The sequence below is a fragment of the Gordonia sp. LMA167 genome (genome assembly GCF_058130025.1).
In genome coordinates this window covers 5,819,035-5,837,770 of record NZ_CM176708.1, presented here as the reverse complement: position 1 = coordinate 5,837,770, position 18,736 = coordinate 5,819,035, and the positions used below count along the sequence as shown (strand labels likewise).

The window sequence follows — 18,736 nt, the reverse complement described above, 5'->3', positions numbered from 1 at the left end:
ATCCACGTCGACGCAGGGGAGGGCGTCGTTGCGGGGTCGGGTCGGGCCGGTCCGCCGGTGAGGTAACCGCGGACCGGTCCGACCCGGTGTGGAGGATCGGGCCGAGGTGTCTTCGGCAGTAGGCTGAATCCGTGGGCGACTCACCACTACGCCATCGATGGCTGGTACATGTCGACCTGGATCAGTTCCAGGTCTCCGTCGAACGCCTGCGCAGCCCGGAGTTGGTCGGCGTGCCCGTCATCGTCGGCGGGAACGGGGACCCGACCGAGGCCCGCAAGGTGGTGACCTGTGCGTCCTACGAGGCACGAGATGTCGGGGTGCGGGCGGGGATGCCGCTGCGTGCGGCGTACCGCAAGATGCCGGACGCCGTCTACCTCCCGCTCGATGTGCCCGCCTACGATGTCGCCTCCGCCGACGTCATGAACGTGCTGCGAGGTTTCGGCCATCCCGTCGAGGTGTGGGGATGGGACGAGGCGTACGTCGGCGTGGACCCGGTCGACGGCCCGGCCGGCGGCCCGGCCGGCGGCCCGGGCGACATCGCGCCACAGCACGATCGGGTGACGATCGGGAGTCTCGCGCAGCACATCCGCGCCGAGGTGTTCGACCGGACCGGCCTGCACTGCTCGATCGGCATCTCCGACAACAAGCAACGCGCGAAGATGGCCACCGGCTTCGCCAAGAAACCCGACCCGGACTCCGCCGCACTGGCTGCGTTCGACATCGAGAAGGTGTTCCTGCTCGACGAGCAGAACTGGTTGCCGCTCATGGGTGATCGGCCGTGCCGCGACCTGTGGAGCGTCGGACCGAAAACCGCGGCGAAGTTGTCGGCCCACGGGATCGACACGGTGCACCAGTTGATCGCTACTGCGCGCGAGGATCTCATCGATGTCTTCGGTCCGCACCAGGGCAACTGGCTGTATGTCCTGTGTCGAGGCGGCGGCGACTCGACCATCACGGTGGAACCCTGGCTGGCCCGGTCGCATTCCAAGTCGCGCACGTATCCGACGGACATGACCGACCTCGAGGAGATGCGTTCGGCCGCCTTCCAACTCACCGAGGAGCTGGTCTCCCAGATACTCGCCGAGGAGCGCGAGGTGTTCCGGGTGGCGGTGACTGTCCGGACCAACACCTTCTACACGCGCACGAAGTCCCGCAAACTGGCGGCGCCCACGACGTCCTACGACGACGTCGCGCCGATCATCGGCGAATTGCTCGGCAACTTCGAGATCGACCGTCCCGTGCGACTACTGGGCGTGCGATTCGATCTGGTCACACCGGAGGACGAATGAAACGAACTCTGCGACGGCTCCTGATCGCCGCGGTCGGCGTGCTGGTCGCGGCGGGCACTCTCGCCGCCACTCCCGCAGACGCCGCACCTGCGTTCCCGGTCTCCTACGATTTCACCAGCGGGATCAGGGCCGAACTCGCTGATCCGGGTGGATCGTTGCCGGGAACCAACGACTTCGGGTGCCGGCCCACTCGAGCGCACCCGCGGCCGGTGATCCTGGTGCACGGCAGCGGTGGTGGACGCCAAACAAATTGGGGGACACTGGCACCCGTCCTGGCCAACGAGGGGTACTGTGTCTACGCGCCGACCTATGGGGCGGTGTCGACGGTGTGGCCGCTGTCGGCACTGGGTGGGCTGGGCCCGAAACCCGACAGTGCGTGGCAACTCAAGGCGTTCATCGACCGGGTCCTGACGACGACAGGTGCCCGACAGGTGGACATCGTCGGTCACTCGCTCGGCACCGAGATCCCCACCTATTGGATGAAGTATCTGGGTGGGCGAGGAAAGGTCGCCCACTACGTGTCCCTCGCGCCGTATTGGCGGCAGGGTCCCGACGAGGACGACACGCGCGGGGAGTCGATCGCGATGTTCCGCAACGCCCTCGGAATCCCGGCACCGGTCCGACCGCCGTGTCCGGACTGCGTCGCACCACCTCGCGAGCTGTCGTTCAATCAGGCTGTGCGGCAGCCGACACCGTACCTGCCCGGGGTGTCGTACACCAACATCGTGACCCGCGACGACGAGATCGTCACCCCCTACTCGAGCGGTGTGCTCGCCGGGCCGCCCGGCACCGAGGTGCGCAACATCGTCGTCCAGGATGGCTGCCCGACCGACCACTCCGACCATGCGTCGATCACCTCGAACCGACGCAGTGCGGCGTTGGTACTCAACGCGCTCGATCCGACCCACCCGCGCCCGGTGCCGTGCGTCGCTGTCGCGCCGTTCACCGGCGGCTGAGCCCACCGCCGCAACCGTCAGATCCACGCCCGCCGATGGGAGCAGGCCTGTCCTCACTCTCGGGGGATGCGCACTCCGATGAGCCGGGCCTCGGGATCGACATCGAGCCCGAGCCGATCCCACGCTGTGCCCACGGTGATGACGGCGTAGGCGGATGTGGGGAACTGTTCGACCTCCCCGTCGGCGTCGAGGGTCAGCGCCGTGTCCGGCATGCCCGGGGAGTGCCCGACCACGAGGACCGTCGTCGCATCGGCGGGTGCGTGGATGCGGACCGCCTCGAGGATCTCGGTCGGGTAGGCGCCGTAGAGGTCATCGACGAAGGTCGTCGGAGCGGCCACACCCGTGCGGTCGAGCGTCTCGCGGGTACGGGTGGCGGTCGAGCACAGCACCGCATCGACGTGCAGGCCCTCGTCGGCCATCCATCGCCCGGCGAGCGCCGCCTCCCGGCGGCCACGTTCGGCCAGCGGCCGACCATGATCGCTCACGCCGGGCGGGTAACCGGATTTCCCGTGGCGCATCAGGACCAGTGTGCGGGTCACGCGGCGCCCCGCGAGCGGCGATCGGTGCCCGGGTTCGTCGCCATCACGCGCAGCAACGCGGCGGTCGCCCGCCACGCGGCGGCCTCCTGCCGACAGAATGCCGCGTGCTCTTCGGCACCCACGGTGAGATGCTCGTCGGCGAGTTCGTCGTACTGGATGCATTCGTCGACGGCTCGATCGATGAGCGCTATCACCTCGTCCTTCGAGGTGCACGCGCGCGTGATCGAGTCGGCGTCGAGAGTGGTGAGACGTTCGAGTTCCGTCTGGTACCGCATGACCCAAACCTACGACGTCGAGCCGACAACGTGGTGGACCAACACCGTGAATCGTTAGCCTGGTCGAATGCACTCCTGGGTACCCGCGCTGCTGTCCGTGCTGGCGGCGCTGCTGATCGCGGCGGGCACGGTGATGCGTCAACGCGCATCCCACGCCAGCGGTCTGATCGCCCAGGGATGGTGGCTCGGTGCCGTGGTAGCACTATGTGGCTTCGCCGCCCAGGCCGCGGCCCTCGGCCTGGGCTCGATCCTGCTGGTGCAGCCGCTCGTGGTGCTCGCGATCCTGTTCGCCCTGCCGATGGAGGCGTGGGCCGACCACCGGCGACCGCAGCGCCCCGAATGGGTGTGGGGTGGAGTGCTCGTCGTCTGTGTGACCCTGTTCCTCTCGATCTCGCGACCCGAACCGTCGCAGCGTCGGCCCGACAATCTGCTCATGGTGACCACGATCGGAGTGGTGATCGTCGCGTTGTTGATCTGCGTCGTGTTGGCCGAACGATCCAATCAGCATTACAAGGCGCTGCTCTACGGCGTGACCGGGGGAGCCCTGTTCGGGATGTCGGCGTTGCTGGTGAAATCGGTCGCCTACCAGTTCGTCCACGACCTGGAACGCACGTTTCTCCAGCCGGAGTTCTACCTGTTCCTGATCGTGGCGGCCGGGGCGATCGTGGCTCAGCAGCGGGCCTTCGGCGCCGGGGAACTACAGACCTCGTTTCCCGCCCTGACCGTGGTGGAGTTGGCCGTGTCGATGGCACTCGGCGTCGTGCTGCTCGGTGAGAACCTCAGCGTGTCGGTGCCGACCGCGTTGTTCCTGGGCGTGGTGCTGGCCCTGATGGTGCGCGCCGTGCTCGAGCTGGCCAAGTTGGCGGCGATCCGTGCCGAGGAGATCTCGTGCCACTCCCGGAGTGCGGCCGCCGACGAGGCGACGGCACACCGACCCGGCGACGGGCCGATCAGCCGGCGGGGAGCGGCGTGATCAAGCCGCTGATGTCGCGGGCCCACCCGGCCGCGTGCTCGGTGGGTTCGATCGACGAGGAGTAGTCGTGTCGAGCATGCTCGCCGATCTGGACCCCACCACGTGTCACCAGCATCTCGGCGATGATCTCGCCGCCTCGGTTGAAGGTCGCGTCGTAGACGATGTCGCCGAGGCCGAAGACCGCGAACCGGACGCCGGTCAGGTCGGGATCGGCCGCATCGAGTCCCTCGGCGAACGGCTCGGCCCCGGTGGGTAGCTCCCCCTCGCCGTAGGTCGAGCAGACGATGACGAAGAAGTCGGCGGGGTCGAGGTCCTCGACGGCGAACTCGCTCATGTCATGGATCGCCGGGTCGTGATCTGTCGTCAGGACGTCGGCAATGGCGTCGGCGACGAGCTCGCCGGTTCCGGTCTCCGTGCCGTACAGGATGACGACCGACATGTGCATTCTCCTTTCAACGTCGTGCCTGTGACGCACGATCAACCATGTAGGAAAGGCTACCCTAAGTTACTTCCGGGTTGTCAATCCGCAGGTGGGAGGGGTTTGCAAAATTACTTGGATGTCCTACTATTGGAAATCGGAAGCCACATCCTTTGCTGCCCCGACTCTCGAATCAAGGTGATCTACTCGTGTCTAACCTCGACGCTGCCGTCCGGACCATCCCGCACTACCTGAACGGTGCCGCGGTAACCGTTACCGAGGGCCGCTTCGCCGACGTGTTCAATCCCAGCACCGGCGCTGTCGCCGCCAAGGTGCCGCTGGCCACGACCGCCGAGGTCGACGCCGCCGTCGCCACCGCCGTCGAGGCCCAGCGCGAATGGGCCGCCTGGAACCCGCAGCGGCGCGCCCGCGTGATGATGCGGTTCGTCGACCTGGTCAACCAGAACTCCGACGAGCTGGCCACCCTGCTGTCGCTCGAGCACGGCAAGACCCATGCCGACGCCAAGGGTGACATCCAGCGCGGCATCGAGGTCATCGAATTCGCCATCGGTATCCCGCACCTGCTCAAGGGTGAGTTCACCGAGGGTGCCGGGGGCGGGATCGACGTGCACTCGATCCGCCAGCCGCTCGGCGTCGTCGCCGGCATCACGCCGTTCAACTTCCCCGCGATGATCCCGCTGTGGAAGGCCGGCCCGGCGCTGGCCTGCGGCAACGCCTTCATCCTCAAGCCGTCCGAGCGCGACCCGTCGGTGCCGCTGCGACTGGCCGAACTGTTCACCCAGGCCGGCCTGCCCGACGGCGTCTTCCAGGTCGTCCACGGTGACAAGGAATCCGTCGACGCTCTGCTCAACAACCCGGACGTGCAGGCGCTCGGCTTCGTCGGCAGCTCCGACATCGCCCAGTACATCTATTCGACGGCCGCCGCGAACGGCAAGCGCTCACAGTGCTTCGGCGGTGCCAAGAACCACATGATCATCATGCCCGACGCCAACATGGATCAGGTCGTCGACGCACTCATCGGCGCCGGTTACGGCAGCGCCGGCGAGCGCTGCATGGCCATCAGTGTTGCGGTCCCCGTCGGCGAGCAGACCGCGGAACGCCTGCGCGCCAAGCTCGTCGACAAGGTCAACGCCCTTCGCGTCGGCCACAGCCTCGACCCGAAGGCCGATTACGGCCCGCTGGTCACCGCGGCGGCACTGGACCGGGTCAAGGGCTTCATCGGCAAGGGCGTCGAAGAAGGTGCCGACCTCGTGGTGGACGGCCGTGAGCGGACCAGCGACGAACAGCAGTACGGCGACGAGGACATCTCGAACGGCTTCTTCATCGGCCCAACGCTTTTCGATCACGTCACCAAGGACATGACGATCTACACCGAGGAGATCTTCGGTCCGGTGCTGTCGATCGTGCGCGCCGGCGACTACGAGGAGGCCCTCGCGCTCGCCTCGGATCATCAGTACGGCAACGGCGTCGCGATCTTCACCCAGGACGGCGACGCGGCGCGCGACTTCACCGCACGCGTGAACGTCGGCATGGTGGGCGTGAACGTCCCGATCCCGGTTCCGGTGGCCTACTACACCTTCGGCGGTTGGAAGCGCTCCGGCTTCGGCGATCTCAACCAGCACGGCCCGACGTCGATCCAGTTCTACACCAAGACCAAGACGGTCACGACCCGGTGGCCGTCCGGGGTCAAGGACGGGGCCGAGTTCGTCATCCCCACGATGGACTGACGGCTGTCCGTGGTACGAGATCGACAAGTAGGAGAAGGACCTCGATGACCATCACAACCGACAGCGGTCTCGACGCCGACGAGCGCGTCATCGTCGAGACCGCCGCCGGGTTCGCGGCAAAGAAGCTCGCGCCCTACGCTCTGGAATGGGATGAGAACCACCACTTCCCGGTGGCCGAGCTGAGAGAAGCCGCCGAGCTCGGGATGGGCGCGATCTACTGTTCGGAGGACGTCGGCGGGAGCGGTCTGCGACGTCTCGACGGGGTTCGCATCTTCGAGCAACTCGCCTACGCCGACCCGGCGGTCGCCGCCTTCCTGTCCATTCACAACATGTGCACCTGGATGGTCGACGAATACGGCACCGCCGAGCAGCGTGAGCGCTGGGTCCCGCGGATGGCGTCGATGGAGGCGGTGGCCAGCTACTGCCTCACCGAGCCGGGTGCGGGATCGGATGCGGCGGCGCTCACGACGCGTGCGGTCCGTTCCGGCGACGACTATCTGATCACCGGCGTCAAGCAGTTCATCTCCGGTGCCGGGTCCAGCGACGTCTATGTGCTGATGGCCCGCACCGGCGACAACGGATCTCGCGGCATCTCCACCTTCCTCGTCGAAAAGGGCACGCCCGGACTGAGTTTCGGTGCCCAGGAACGCAAGATGGGCTGGCATGCCCAGCCCACCGCCCAGGTCATCCTGGATGAGGTGCGGGTGCCGGCGACCAGCCTGCTCGGCGGGCAGGAGGGGATCGGTTTCGGGATCGCGATGAACGGTCTCAACGGCGGCCGGCTCAACATCGCCGCGTCGTCCCTGGGTGGCGCGCAGGCCGCCTTCGACCGGGCCGCGAGCTACGTGGCCTCCCGCAAGGCATTTGGCGGGGCACTGATCGACGAGCCGACCATCCGGTTCACCCTGGCCGACATGGCCACCTCGCTCGAGGCGTCGCGGCTGATGCTGTGGCAGGCCGCGTCGGCCCTCGACGGCAACGCGCCCGACAAGGTGGAGAAGTGTGCGATGGCCAAGCGCTTCGTCACCGACAACTGCTACACCGTCGCCGATGCGGCCCTGCAGCTGCACGGCGGCTACGGATATCTGAACGAATACGGTATCGAGAAGATCGTCCGCGATCTGCGGGTGCATCGGATACTGGAAGGTACCAACGAGATCATGCGTGTCGTGGTCGGTCGGTCGATCGCTTCGCGCTATCGGGACTGAGTACCGGGACAAGTGAACTCACAACATCTGGGAGATTCGACAATGACGACGATCGCCTTTCTCGGCCTGGGCAACATGGGTGGGCCGATGGCCGCAAACCTCGTGAAGGCAGGCCACACCGTGCACGGCTTCGATCCCGTGCCCGAGGCGGTGAAGCAGGCGCAGATGGCCGGGGTCGAGACGTTCCCGACCGCGGTCGAGGCGGTCGCCGCCGCCGAGGTGGTGATCACCATGCTGCCCAGCGGTGCGATCGTGAAGAACCTCTATGCCGAGATCCTGCCCGCCACACCCACCGGCGCACTGTTCATCGACAGCTCGACCATCTCGGTCGACGATGCGCGCGAGATCCACGGACTGGCCGTCGAGCACGGCTTCGCCCAGCTCGACGCCCCGGTCTCCGGCGGGGTGAAGGGCGCCTCGGCCGGCACGCTCGCCTTCATGGTCGGTGGTGAGGACGAGGCCTTCTCCGCCGCCCGTCCGACCCTGGAACCGATGGCGGGCAAGGTGATCCACTGCGGTGCCGCGGGCGCAGGGCAGGCGGCCAAGGTGTGCAACAACATGGTCCTGGCGGTGCAGCAGATCGCCGTCGGCGAGGCCTTCGTGCTCGCCGAGAAGCTCGGTCTGTCCGATCAGGCCCTGTTCGACGTGATCACCGGTGCGACCGGGAACTGCTGGGCCGTGCAGACCAACTGCCCGGTGCCGGGACCGGTGCCGACCTCACCCGCCAACAACGACTTCAAGCCCGGATTCGCCACGGCGCTGATGAACAAGGACCTCGGCCTCGCACTGGACGCGATCGCGAGCACCGGGTCGCGGGCACCGCTGGGCACGCACGCCGCCCAGATCTACAAGTCGTTCGCCGAGCAGCACGCGGACCTGGACTTCAGCGCGATCATCCAGACTCTGCACTGACCGCGTCGATCCAGACAGACACAACACTTCTCGTCAGCTACACGTGGCACGCCACGGGTAGCTGACGAGAACTGTTGTATCTGTGGCCTCTCGCCTGGCCGTCGAGATCAGAAGTCGCCGGAGTTGCGACGAAGGGACTGAATCGCTTTCACCATGGCTGCGATCTCGTCGTCGCTCATGCCGACGTCGGCGAAGACCTCACGGTTGAGCGTGGCGGTGGCGTCCTCGACGGTGGATCGTCCGAGTTCGGTGATCTCGACGAGCGTGGTGCGTCCGTCCGTGGGGTGGGGTAGACGCCGGACGAGCCCGTTCTCCTCGAGCCGGCGGATCGCGTGGGTCACGCTGGTCACGTGCACCTGGAGCCGGTCGCTGGCCTTGGTGATCGGCAGCGAGCCCTCGCGGGAGAAGGCCAGCAGCCGAAGCAGTTCGAAGCGGGAGAAGGTCAGGTCGTACGGCCGCAGCGCGGCCTCGACGCGTGCCAGCAGGATCTGGTGCGCCCGCATCACCGACGTCACCGCGACCATCCCGTCGGCCACCTCGCCCCAGCCCGCATCGGCCCAGTTCTTGCGCGCCTGGGCGATCGGGTCGAAACTCATGCTGCGGCCTGCCATGTGCTCACCTTAGCGACGATCGCCCCGCCACCCCGCCACGATGGGACGCGCCGCGCGACTCGGTTCGGCGTGAGTTCTTCCCCCGGGTATCGCCGGGTTCTCCGCAAGCCCGCGGAGGGCTTGACGATTCCTGGCGGATGAAGGCCTACGAAGTGGTGCGGTCACGCACACCCCGACCCGTCACCGAGCCGGGGTGTGCTCCAGGAGCATCTTGATCGCACCGACGATCGTGTCGACGAGTCCGGCGACGGTGTGGTCGCCGAGTTCACCGCGTGTCTCGTCGGACCGCATCATGATCACCGACTCCACGAGACGGAAGGGGAGGAGCTTTCGCGTGTCGGCGGCCTCGCCCAGCGTGGCGACGGCCAGCGCCTCGTACGCGGCGGCGAGCTCCAGGCGTCCGGCCCGGAACTCGGTGAATCGTTCGTCGGCCAATTCGGGGAGTAGGTAGAGGGCGCCGAGGTTCCATCGGGCGGCGGCCAGTTGCGTGACGTCGTAACGGGCGAGGTCGAGCAGCCGCTGCAGAGGGGGATCGTCGGCGGCGAGGAGCTCGCGGGCACGTTCGAGGGACGGGTCGACGGTCGTGGCGAGCAGCGCCGCGAGGATGTCGTCCTTGGTCTTGAAATAGTGATACAGGGAGGCCTGCCGGACGCCGACCGCGTCGGCGATCATGCGAGTGGACGTCCCGGTGTAGCCGTGACGGGTGAAGAGTTCGGCGGCGGCGTCGAGGATCTCCCCGCGCGCGGTGTCGGCACGACGCTTCGTGTTGGCCAGTCGCGGCCGGCCGGGGCTCGCGGCAGTGCCCGAGCCTGATGACGGCCGCGTTGCCATGGTGTCCCCGTCCTGTCTGTGCCGGCCGATCGGTGTGAAATCCACCCTAACGCACCTGATCCGAGTCCCGGTCAGGCCGTTGACCTGCGCTGTGTAACACATTTGTAGCGCGTGTTTGCACGCCCGAAACATTTCTGTCACTTGATAGAAATTGTGCTACGGTTTCCTATCAACTGACAGATAAACCGCTCACCGTGGAGCGCCTTGTACCCTTCGGCAGAGAGACCACCGATCATGACCTCCACCGCCATCAAGCCATCCGCTGAACCGCCCAAACCGTCCGGCGGCGATTCCGACGACCTGTCCGAGTTCGGCTACGACCAGCAACTGCACCGGTCGCTCGGCAAGTTCGCGTCCTTCGCCGCGGGTTTCTCGTTCGTGTCGATCCTGACCACGATCTTCCAGCTGTTCGGTCTCGGCTTCGGCTTCGGCGGCCCGGCCTTCTTCTGGACCTGGCCCATCGTCTACGCAGGCCAGTTCCTCGTCGCCCTCTGTTTCGCGGAGATCGCGGCGCGCTACCCGATCTCCGGGGCCATCTACCAGTGGTCGCGGCGCATGGGCGGCGAGGTCGTCGGCTGGTTCGGTGGCTGGTTCATGATGATCGCGCAGATCGTCACCGCGTCCGCAGCGGCGATCGCCCTCCAGGTGGTGCTGCCATCGGTCTGGAGCGGATTCCAGATCATCGGCGACGACCCGACCCTGACGAGTACGAGTGGCGCGGCCAACGCCGTGCTCCTCGGATCGATCCTGCTGGTCATCGTCACCTCCATCAACTGCGTCGGTATCTCCTGGATGAGCCGTATCAACAACATCGGTGTCACCTGCGAGCTCGTCGGCGTCACGGCTGTGGTTCTCGCGCTGTTCACCCATGCCAAGCGCGGGCCCGACGTCGTGTTCGACACCGGAATCCCCGGTCAGCAGCCCGGCTACATCTGGGCCTTCATCGTGTCGGGCCTCATGGCCGCCTACGTGATGGTCGGATTCGGGTCGGCCGGCGAACTCGCGGAAGAGACCCGCAACCCGCGCCGCGTCGCTCCGCGGACGATCCGGCTGGCACTGACCGTCTCCGCGATCGGCGGCGGGCTGATGTTGCTCGGCGCGCTCATGGCCGCGCCGACTCTCGACGAAGAGCTCGCCACCGGCGGCCTGCCCTATGTGCTCGACTCGGTGCTCGGCAGCTTCTGGGGCAAGGTCCTGCTCTGTGATGTCGCCGTCGCGATCTTCATCTGCACCCTGGCCATCCAGACCGCCTGCTCGCGCCTGATGTTCTCGATGGCCCGCGACGGACGCCTGCCATTCTCGAAGACGCTCTCGCATGTCAACGAGCGCACCGGCACCCCGATCGCCCCGTCGATCCTGATCGGCGTGCTCTGCGTGGGCATCCTGGTCGTCAACGTCGGCAACTCGGCGATCTTCGCGACGTTGGCCAGTGTCTGCATCATCCTCATCTACCTGGCCTACCTCGCGGTGACGGCGCCGATGCTGTACCGCCGGTTCCAGGGCTGGCCCAAGGACCGGGCCGCTGTCGACTCCGAGGGCAAGAAGCTGTTCACCATGGGCCCGTTCGGGATCGTCGTGAACCTCCTGGCGGTGGTCTACGGGGTGCTGATGGTCATCAACCTGTCCTGGCCGCGCGCCGAGGTCTTCGACCCGGCCGGTGACATGCCCATCCTTCGTTGGGCCGGCCCGATCTGCATCGCGATCACGGTCCTCGTCGGCATCGCCTGCTATCCCCGTGGCAAAGAGCACCCCAAGCCGGTCACGTCGCCGGTCTGAGATTCCCTTCAACGCACGGGGGGGTCTTGATACGCTCGCTCGTTCCTCGCGGGCTACTCGACCAGCAGAGGACGCTCGCTCGTTCCTCGCGGGCTACTCGACCAGCAGAAGGCGCTCGCTCGTTCCTCGCGGGACCCATCCGCTGATCGAGTAGGTGCGAGCTGCCAGGCGAGCACCGTATCGAGATCACTCGCCCGACAACCTCATTCCCATCCAGGAGTCACATCATGAGCACCACCACCGACAACAGCACCGGCACCACCGCCGGCGCCCGTGAACACGCGAGGGCGCAGGCCCGCGCCGTCACCGACACCATGCCGGTCGTTCCGGCCTCGGCGTGGCCGAACCCGCCCGCCGACATCGACCCCGCCGCCCTCACCTGGGCGGAGACCGTGCCCGGCGGCCGCTACACCAGCAAGGTCCTGGCGCGAGGCACCCGCCTGCGACTGCGCGATGTCACCGGCACCGCGTGCGCACACATCCTGCTGTGGCGCGCCGACGCGCCGTGGGAGCGGCTCAACGTCGCCGACACCGTCAAGGTGCCGTGGCAGGCCTACCTCTCGACCGGCCACCCGCTGTTGAGTGATCAGGGACGCGCGCTGGCCACCGTCGTCGCCGACGATTCCGGCCACCACGATGCGCTGTGCGGCACCACCACACTCGCGGGCAACACCGCGAAATATGGTGACGGCCTGGCACACTCGGTCAGCCCCGCCGGCCGTGAGCTGTTCACTCTGGCCGCCGCGAAGCACGGCCTGACGCCGACCGACGTCGCCCCGTCGCTCTCCTTCTTCCACGGGGTGGTCGTCGAGGCCGACGGCACCCTCACCTCCAAGGGCTCCGCCGGACGCGACAAATCACTCGACCTGATCCTGCACCTGCCGTGCGTGATGGCGATCGTCAACACCGCACATCCGCTGGACCCCTCGCCGACCTTCGACACCGGTCCCCTCGAGGTGCTGGCGTGGAAGGCGCAGAGCGATCTCGATGACCTGCTGACCACTGTCGACGATGCCGACCCCGAGTACCAACGTGCCGTCGCCAATTCCGAAGACGTCTGGGCCGCAGCCCACTTCTGATCGACCCGCTAGGAGCATTGATCATGACCACCACCCACACCACCGACGCGCGTGACCTCGCGCTGGTCCCCGGCGACGTCATCGCCGACGCCGTGATCGGCGAGCGCGCCCCCTGGTCCGGTGTCGTCGAGGCCGGCGACGTGCTGACCATCGTCGACCTCTACGGCAACCAGGCCGTCGACACACTGTTCTACGGCGGGCGCGATCACACGATCCGTTATTCGGCGCAGGCGACGATCGCCGCCCAGGGCAACATCTTCCTGACCACCGGCACCGTCATCCGCGACCAGGAGTCGAACCCGCTGATGACGATCGTCGCCGACGAGGTCGGCAATCACGACACCCTCGGCGGCGCCTGCTCGCAGGAGTCCAACACGTTGCGGTACGGACACCACACCAAACATCAGCACGCATGCGTCGAGAACTTCCTGATCGGTGGCGCCGCGCACGGACTCGGCAAGCGCGATCTGGTCGGCAACGTCAACTTCTTCATGAACGTGCCCGTCGATGCCGATGGTTCGCTCGGGATCGTCGACGGCCTGTCCGCACCCGGCAAGCGGCTGGCGCTGCGCGCCGACGTCGACACCCTGGTGCTGATCTCCAACTGCCCGCAGATCAACAACCCCTGCAACGGATTCGATCCGACCGAGGTCCGGGTCATCGTGACCCGGCCGGCCGCCGGCTGACCGCCGTCCGATCACGTACACGAGGAGCTTGAGACATCATGGCCACCATCACCGTTCTCCGCGCGGGGCCGCAGACGACGATCCAGGACTGGCCGGGCCGCATCGGCTACTGGAAGGTCGGCGTACCGCCGTCGGGTCCGATGGACGACCTGTCGTTCCGGTTGGCCAACCAGGCGGTCGGCAACCCGGTGGACGCGGCCGGGCTCGAGGCCACCATGATCGGCCCGTCCCTGCGCTTCGAGGAGCCGACCGTGGTCGCGGTCACCGGTGCCACCGCTGCCGTCACGCTGTCCGGGCGGCCGGTACCGCAGTGGGCGGCGATCTCCGTCGACGCCGGTGACGTCCTCGACATCGGCACCGCCGCCGACCTCGGCATGCGCATCTATGTCGCGATCGCCGGAGGCGTCGACGCCGAGGATTACCTGGGTAGCCGCTCGACCTTCACCATGGGCCGATTCGGCGGTCTGGACGGCCGCAAGCTCGCCGACGGTGACGAGCTCGCACGTGCCGGACTGACCGCCGGACCGGGCCGTCGCATCCTCGGTGACGAACAGCCGGCGTTCACCCACTCCTGGCAGCTCGGCGTGACTGTTGGCCCGCACAGTGCGCCGGAGTTCTTCACCGATGACGACATCGCCGACGTGTTCGCGACCGACTACGAAGTCCACTTCAACTCCGATCGCACCGGCATCCGACTGATCGGACCCAAGCCGCGGTGGGCGCGCAACGACGGCGGCGAGGCCGGACTGCATCCGTCGAACATCCACGACAACGCGTATTCGGTTGGTGCCCTGGACTTCACCGGTGACACCCCGATCCTGCTCGGCCCCGACGGGCCAAGCCTCGGTGGCTTCGTGTGCCCGGTGACGGTGGTCGCCGCCGAGCGGTGGAAGCTCGGACAGCTCAAGCCGGGCGACACCGTTCGATTCGTCGCGGTCCGCAGCAACCATGCCGCGTCTCCGTCGGAGACGGGTCTGGGGCGGCGTGCCTGCTTTGTCGACGTGCTGTCCGGCGGCGGCGACCCCGACGACGGTGTGCTGGGCTCCACCACGACCGCCGACGGGACCACCGCGGTCACCTACCGCCGTAGTGGCGACGACAACATCCTCGTCGAATACGGTGACATGCGACTGGATCTCGCGCTGCGTGCCCGGGTTCATGCGCTGAGCGAGCGGATCGCCGCAGAACGTCCGACCGGTCTGATCGATCTGACACCGGGTATTCGTTCCCTGCAGGTCAAAGCGGACCCCGACGTCTGGTCGCAGCAGCGGATGCAGGAGTGGCTGACCGAATGCGAGAGCCAGCTCCCGGCCGCAGAGGATCTCGTGGTGCCGAGCCGCACGGTCGAACTCCCGCTGTCGTGGGATGACCCGGCGACGCGCGAGGCGATCGAACGTTACATGCTGGGTGTGCGCTCGGACGCGCCGTGGTGCCCGTGGAACATCGAGTTCATCCGACGGATGAACGGCCTGGACTCGGTCGACGACGTCCATCGGATCGTCTTCGACGCCAGTTATCTCGTCCTCGGACTCGGCGACGTCTATCTCGGCGCGCCCGTGGCGGTGCCGCTCGACCCACGGCACCGTCTGGTCACCACGAAATACAATCCGGCCCGGACCTGGACCCCCGAGAACGCGGTCGGCATCGGTGGCGCCTACATGTGCATCTACGGCATGGAGGGCCCGGGCGGCTATCAGTTCGTGGGGCGGACCACCCAGGTGTGGAATCACCGGCATCCGCTGCCCGCACCCGGCTTCGATCCGGAGCATCCGTGGTTGCTGCGCTTCTTCGACCAGATCCGGTGGTATCCGGTGAGTGCCGACGAACTGCTCGACATGCGTGCCGATGTCGCGGCCGGGCGGGGTGACAGTGTGCGGATCACCGACGGCACGTTCTCCCTCGCCGAGCACGAGCTGTTCCTGGACGCCAACGCCGATGACATCGCCGCGAAACGGGGGAAGATGGAGGAGGCACGCGCAGAGGAGCGGGAACGGTGGTCGCAGCAGGGCGAATTCGCATCGAAGACGGACATGACAGCAGGTGCCGTCCTGGAACAGGGGAAGGTCGCATGAGCAGGATCGCCGATATCTATCGACGCATCGACGAGGTGGACCGCCCGGAGGTGTTCATCACGCTCCGCCCGCGTGCGGAAGTGGAGGCAGACCACCGCGATTCGGTTGCCGCCGGGGGACCTCTCGCGGGTGTTGTGCTCGCGGTCAAGGACAACGTCGACGTCGCGGGTTTGCCGACCACGGCCGCCTGCCCCGGCTACGCGTTCGTGCCGTCGGTCGACGCGCCGGCCGTTGCCGCCCTGCGCGCCGCAGGTGCGGTCGTCATCGGCAAGACCAACCTCGACCAGTTCGCCACCGGACTCGTCGGCACGCGCAGTCCCTATGGCGCGGTGCGTGACTCACGCCGCCCGGACCGGATCTCGGGCGGCTCGAGCTCCGGTTCGGCAGTGGCGGTCGCCCTCGGTCTCGCCGACATCGCGATCGGAACAGACACCGCCGGCTCCGGGCGCGTGCCGGCCGGACTGCAGGGGATCGTCGGGATCAAGCCGACCGTGGGACTGATCTCCACCGAGGGAGTCGTCCCCGCATGCGCGAGCTACGACACGGTGACCATCTTCGCCGAGACCCTCGAGCTGGCCGACCGCGCGATGGCGGCGATGGCCACTGCCGGTGGCCCGCGGCCTTTCGGTTCGGCCACACACTTGGCCGCACCAGAGCAGCCGACGGTGGCGATACCCGCCGAACTCCCGGCACTCGATGACGCCTGGCGCGACGCGTTCCACAGCGCGGTGGCGCGTGCGGAGGCCGCGGGGTTGCGGATCAAGCCGATCGATCTCACCGCATTCCTCGCTGCTGCCCGATTGCTCTATGAGGATGCGCTCGTATCCGAACGCCACCACGCTGTCGGCGACTTCATCGATGGTGCCGACGGCTCTGCGGGTCTCGACCCCGTGGTCAGTGGCATCATCGGTGCCGCGAACCGGTTCAGCGCCGTGGACCTGCTGACGGCCCGCGAACGGCTGGCGGAGTTGCGGTCCGAGGCCATGGCAGAACTCGGTGACGCCGATCTCCTGATGGTGCCGACCGCACCCTCGCACCCGACCCTCGGTGAGGTGGCCGCGGACCCGGTCGCGGTGAACTCGCGAATGGGTACCTACACCAATTTCTGCAATCTGTTCGATCTCTGTGCGGTCGCGATCCCGGCCGGCGAGATCGATGAAACCGACGGAACCCGAGCGCAGTTCGGTATCACCATCCTGGGCCGCGCACACGATGACGCCGTCGTGATCGACGTCGCGCGCAGATTCGTGGACGGGACAACAGCATTCGCCCCGGCCGCATGGCCGGAGGTGGCGGGTGCGCCGGCCGTCGAACTCGCCGTGTTCGGTGCCCACATGCGAGGCGGGCCGTTGACGCACGAGTTGTCGGACCGCGGTGCCCGTTGGGTCGGCGAGGTACGGACCGCACCCCGTTATGCGCTGGTGGCGCTGGACACCACGCCGCCGAAGCCGGGGCTGCTTCGCGACCCGCAGAACGGGCGGACCATCGAAGGTGAACTCTGGTCACTCTCTCCGAGCGCGCTGGGGGAGTTCCTCGCCGCACTGCCTGCCCCGATGATGCTGGGCAGCGTCGAACTGTCCGACGGGCGCTGGGTGGTCGGATTCGGCTGTGCTTCGGATGCGGCGCAGCAAGGAGAGTCGCTGGACCGCAACCGCTGGTGACCCGGCCGCGGTGGCGCGTTGTCGCTCCCTCGTTTCGTATCCGCGCCTTCGATCGAGGGAGCGCAAGCGTGATGGGGGAGCGAGGTCTGGTGGGCGGCGGCGGTCAGCCCGCGACTACCGCGTGACCGTGGCCCGCCGATCCTGCCAATTCGTCGCCTTCAGCCCGTACCGCGTCCGCACGATCATCCAGCCGACGGTTCCGCCGACGAGTGCGACGCCCAACCCGACGAGGGTGAGCAGGTTGCTCACGCCCAGCATCTTCAGGCCCGCGGTGAGCAGCACGAGGGCCAGGGCGCGGCGCACGAGTCCGGCCGATGCCCGCGACGACAGGCGGGCCCCGATGTAGGCGCCCGGGATGCTGCCGACCAGCAGCGGTGCCACCACACTCCAGTCGACGTCGCCGAACAGCAGGTGTCCGGCGGCGGCCGCGATGACCAGGGGGACGGCTTGGGCGAGGTCGGTACCGACCAGCCAGTTGGCCGACAGGAGTGGGTACATGGTCATCAGGGCGATGATCACCAGCGAGCCCGAGCCGACGGAGGTCAGTCCCACCACCAGCCCACCGAGCACGCCGACCAGCAGCGTGGGCAGGACGCGGACGGCGATGTCGCTGCCGGCAGCCGGTCCGAGGCCGGCGTCGGGCAGTCCGGTCATGTTCTGCCGCAAGGTGAGGTAGGCGCGCCCGACCAGGCCGGCTGCGGCGATGAGCAGCACGACTCCGAGCGCGGTCTTGACGAACTCGCTGACCCCCGCCAGCGGGCCGACCCAGGCGATGACCAGCGCGCCGCAGAATGCGGCCGGTACCGAACCGATGACCAGCCACAGCACGATCTTCCAGTGGATGGTGCCGTTGCGCATATGGACGAGGGTGCCGACGGGTTTGGTGGCGGCGCTGACCACGAGGTCGCTGGAAACGGCGGTCAGTGGGGGGACGTTGAACAACAGCACCAGCGTCGGGGTCATCAGTGCCCCGCCGCCCATCCCGGTCAGGCCGATGACGATGCCGATCCCGAAGGCGGCGATGGCCATCTCGTAGTTCATCGGTGTGGTTCCTCGTTCATCTCAACCCGTCGCAGAAGAGAATAGGGCAACGCCGATGAACGCCTGCGATGCCGTCGTGGGCTGCGGAGATGCGGGGATGCGGGCCGAGAGCGCCGACAGCAGGACGGTCGCGATAGCAGTTCCCGGGGTTCAGACGCGATTGCGCCGGTCGCCGACTTGTCAGGCGTCGGGCTCGACGTCGGATTCTTCGCGCGCCCGCCGCTTGTACGCGTGCAAGGACTTGATCCGGCGTTCTTCGCGCCCCACCTCGACCTGGGTGGCGCGCTTGGCCGCCAGCCAGTCCGGCAGGCAAAACACGCTCACCACGTGCCGAAACCCCGCGCCGATTCAGCAGTCTCCTAGGCATCGAGGATCGCGGACGGGCCCGACTCACCGAGTCGGGCCCGTCGCGCTGTCAGGCCCGCCACTTTACAGAACGTCAGACGCTCTCCGGTGTGCCGTTCTCGATCGCCTCGATCTCGCCGTCGCGCTGCTGCGGCTAGTAGTTATTGGTCTCGATGACCGGTGCATTCTCTTTGCGGGCGTCGAGGATTCCCGGCGCAAGGTCAGGAATGTTTTCCGTTAGACGCTGCAGCGCATATCCGCGAACGGAGCCCGGAGATCACCATCAGCGCGGTCGGATTCTTTCAGGCTCTTGGTC

Annotated in this window: 18 protein-coding genes and 1 pseudogene; 11 read left to right on the top strand and 8 right to left on the bottom strand. The window is 67.4% G+C overall.

Annotated features, from left to right (window positions below):
• Positions 1–131 precede the first annotated feature (131 nt).
• Together ACVT6V_RS26175 and ACVT6V_RS26170 are read left to right on the top strand one after the other, a co-directional pair.
• The gene (locus ACVT6V_RS26175; RefSeq protein ID WP_489896986.1) at positions 132–1,289 is read left to right on the top strand and encodes a DNA polymerase IV; all 1,158 of its coding nucleotides are present in this window, start codon (positions 132–134) and stop codon (positions 1,287–1,289) included.
• Complete coding sequence (locus tag ACVT6V_RS26170) at positions 1,286–2,245, top strand: alpha/beta hydrolase (RefSeq protein ID WP_489896985.1); 960 nt, start codon at positions 1,286–1,288, stop codon at positions 2,243–2,245. The genes ACVT6V_RS26175 and ACVT6V_RS26170 overlap by 4 nt, the downstream gene beginning before the upstream one ends.
• A gap of 53 nt (positions 2,246–2,298) precedes the next feature.
• Here the strand turns inward: ACVT6V_RS26170 and ACVT6V_RS26165 are convergent, their stop codons facing one another.
• Together ACVT6V_RS26165 and ACVT6V_RS26160 are read right to left on the bottom strand one after the other, a co-directional pair.
• Positions 2,299–2,763 carry a SixA phosphatase family protein gene (locus tag ACVT6V_RS26165; RefSeq protein ID WP_489901021.1) on the bottom strand — a complete coding sequence of 155 codons (465 nt, stop codon included), beginning with the start codon at positions 2,761–2,763 and terminating at the stop codon, positions 2,299–2,301.
• A 17-nt stretch (positions 2,764–2,780) separates the two neighbouring features.
• On the bottom strand, positions 2,781–3,059 hold the full coding sequence (locus tag ACVT6V_RS26160) for a hypothetical protein (RefSeq protein ID WP_489896984.1): 279 nt from the start codon (positions 3,057–3,059) through the stop codon (positions 2,781–2,783).
• 67 nt (positions 3,060–3,126) lie between these two features.
• On the opposite strand from ACVT6V_RS26160, the gene ACVT6V_RS26155 reads away from it, so the two are divergent.
• Positions 3,127–4,032, top strand: coding sequence for a DMT family transporter (locus tag ACVT6V_RS26155; RefSeq protein ID WP_489896983.1), 906 nt, complete (start codon positions 3,127–3,129; stop codon positions 4,030–4,032).
• Here ACVT6V_RS26155 and ACVT6V_RS26150 read toward each other — a convergent pair.
• Positions 4,010–4,471 (bottom strand): flavodoxin domain-containing protein, encoded by a 462-nt coding sequence (locus tag ACVT6V_RS26150; RefSeq protein ID WP_489896982.1) that lies wholly within the window; start codon positions 4,469–4,471, stop codon positions 4,010–4,012. The two genes, ACVT6V_RS26155 and ACVT6V_RS26150, sit on opposite strands and share 23 nt — an antisense overlap.
• Positions 4,472–4,659: 188 nt before the next feature.
• Here ACVT6V_RS26150 and ACVT6V_RS26145 point away from each other — a divergent pair, with 188 nt between their 5' ends.
• From ACVT6V_RS26145 to mmsB, 3 genes are read left to right on the top strand one after another with little or no spacing between them, the layout of a single operon-like run.
• Positions 4,660–6,198, top strand: a complete 1,539-nt coding sequence (locus ACVT6V_RS26145) for a CoA-acylating methylmalonate-semialdehyde dehydrogenase (protein ID WP_489896981.1) — start codon at positions 4,660–4,662, stop codon at positions 6,196–6,198.
• 44 nt (positions 6,199–6,242) lie between these two features.
• Complete coding sequence (locus ACVT6V_RS26140; protein ID WP_489896980.1) at positions 6,243–7,406, top strand: acyl-CoA dehydrogenase family protein; 1,164 nt, start codon at positions 6,243–6,245, stop codon at positions 7,404–7,406.
• Positions 7,407–7,448: 42 nt separating this feature from the next.
• Positions 7,449–8,318 carry a 3-hydroxyisobutyrate dehydrogenase gene (mmsB, locus tag ACVT6V_RS26135; protein WP_489896979.1) on the top strand — a complete coding sequence of 290 codons (870 nt, stop codon included), beginning with the start codon at positions 7,449–7,451 and terminating at the stop codon, positions 8,316–8,318.
• A 107-nt stretch (positions 8,319–8,425) separates the two neighbouring features.
• On the opposite strand, the gene ACVT6V_RS26130 is transcribed toward mmsB, so the two are convergent.
• Both ACVT6V_RS26130 and ACVT6V_RS26125 read right to left on the bottom strand, forming a co-directional pair.
• Positions 8,426–8,929, bottom strand: coding sequence for a MarR family transcriptional regulator (locus ACVT6V_RS26130; protein WP_489896978.1), 504 nt, complete (start codon positions 8,927–8,929; stop codon positions 8,426–8,428).
• Between the two features lie 180 nt (positions 8,930–9,109).
• Entirely contained in the window at positions 9,110–9,760 is a 651-nt protein-coding gene (locus ACVT6V_RS26125) for a TetR/AcrR family transcriptional regulator (RefSeq protein ID WP_489901019.1), read from the bottom strand.
• Positions 9,761–9,994: 234 nt separating this feature from the next.
• Here ACVT6V_RS26125 and ACVT6V_RS26120 point away from each other — a divergent pair, with 234 nt between their 5' ends.
• The 5 genes from ACVT6V_RS26120 to atzF all read left to right on the top strand — a co-directional run bounded on the left by ACVT6V_RS26120 (position 9,995) and on the right by atzF (position 17,034).
• Positions 9,995–11,536 carry an amino acid permease gene (locus ACVT6V_RS26120; protein WP_489896977.1) on the top strand — a complete coding sequence of 514 codons (1,542 nt, stop codon included), beginning with the start codon at positions 9,995–9,997 and terminating at the stop codon, positions 11,534–11,536.
• Positions 11,537–11,763: 227 nt separating this feature from the next.
• Positions 11,764–12,615 carry an urea amidolyase associated protein UAAP1 gene (locus tag ACVT6V_RS26115; protein WP_489896976.1) on the top strand — a complete coding sequence of 284 codons (852 nt, stop codon included), beginning with the start codon at positions 11,764–11,766 and terminating at the stop codon, positions 12,613–12,615.
• 23 nt (positions 12,616–12,638) lie between these two features.
• The gene (locus ACVT6V_RS26110; RefSeq protein ID WP_489896975.1) at positions 12,639–13,301 is read left to right on the top strand and encodes an urea amidolyase associated protein UAAP2; all 663 of its coding nucleotides are present in this window, start codon (positions 12,639–12,641) and stop codon (positions 13,299–13,301) included.
• Between the two features lie 38 nt (positions 13,302–13,339).
• Positions 13,340–15,373 carry a 5-oxoprolinase/urea amidolyase family protein gene (locus tag ACVT6V_RS26105; RefSeq protein ID WP_489896974.1) on the top strand — a complete coding sequence of 678 codons (2,034 nt, stop codon included), beginning with the start codon at positions 13,340–13,342 and terminating at the stop codon, positions 15,371–15,373.
• A complete protein-coding gene (atzF, locus tag ACVT6V_RS26100) occupies positions 15,370–17,034 on the top strand; it encodes an allophanate hydrolase (RefSeq protein ID WP_489896973.1) in 1,665 nt (554 codons plus the stop codon). The genes ACVT6V_RS26105 and atzF overlap by 4 nt, the downstream gene beginning before the upstream one ends.
• A gap of 114 nt (positions 17,035–17,148) precedes the next feature.
• Here atzF and ACVT6V_RS26095 read toward each other — a convergent pair whose 3' ends face one another.
• From ACVT6V_RS26095 to ACVT6V_RS26085, 3 genes and pseudogenes are all read right to left on the bottom strand, one after another.
• Positions 17,149–18,075, bottom strand: coding sequence for a sulfite exporter TauE/SafE family protein (locus ACVT6V_RS26095; protein WP_489896972.1), 927 nt, complete (start codon positions 18,073–18,075; stop codon positions 17,149–17,151).
• A gap of 180 nt (positions 18,076–18,255) precedes the next feature.
• Positions 18,256–18,399, bottom strand: a complete 144-nt coding sequence (locus ACVT6V_RS26090; RefSeq protein ID WP_489896971.1) for a hypothetical protein — start codon at positions 18,397–18,399, stop codon at positions 18,256–18,258.
• A 178-nt stretch (positions 18,400–18,577) separates the two neighbouring features.
• Positions 18,578–18,655: pseudogene (locus ACVT6V_RS26085) on the bottom strand (NADP oxidoreductase); the annotation flags it as partial.
• Positions 18,656–18,736 lie beyond the last annotated feature (81 nt).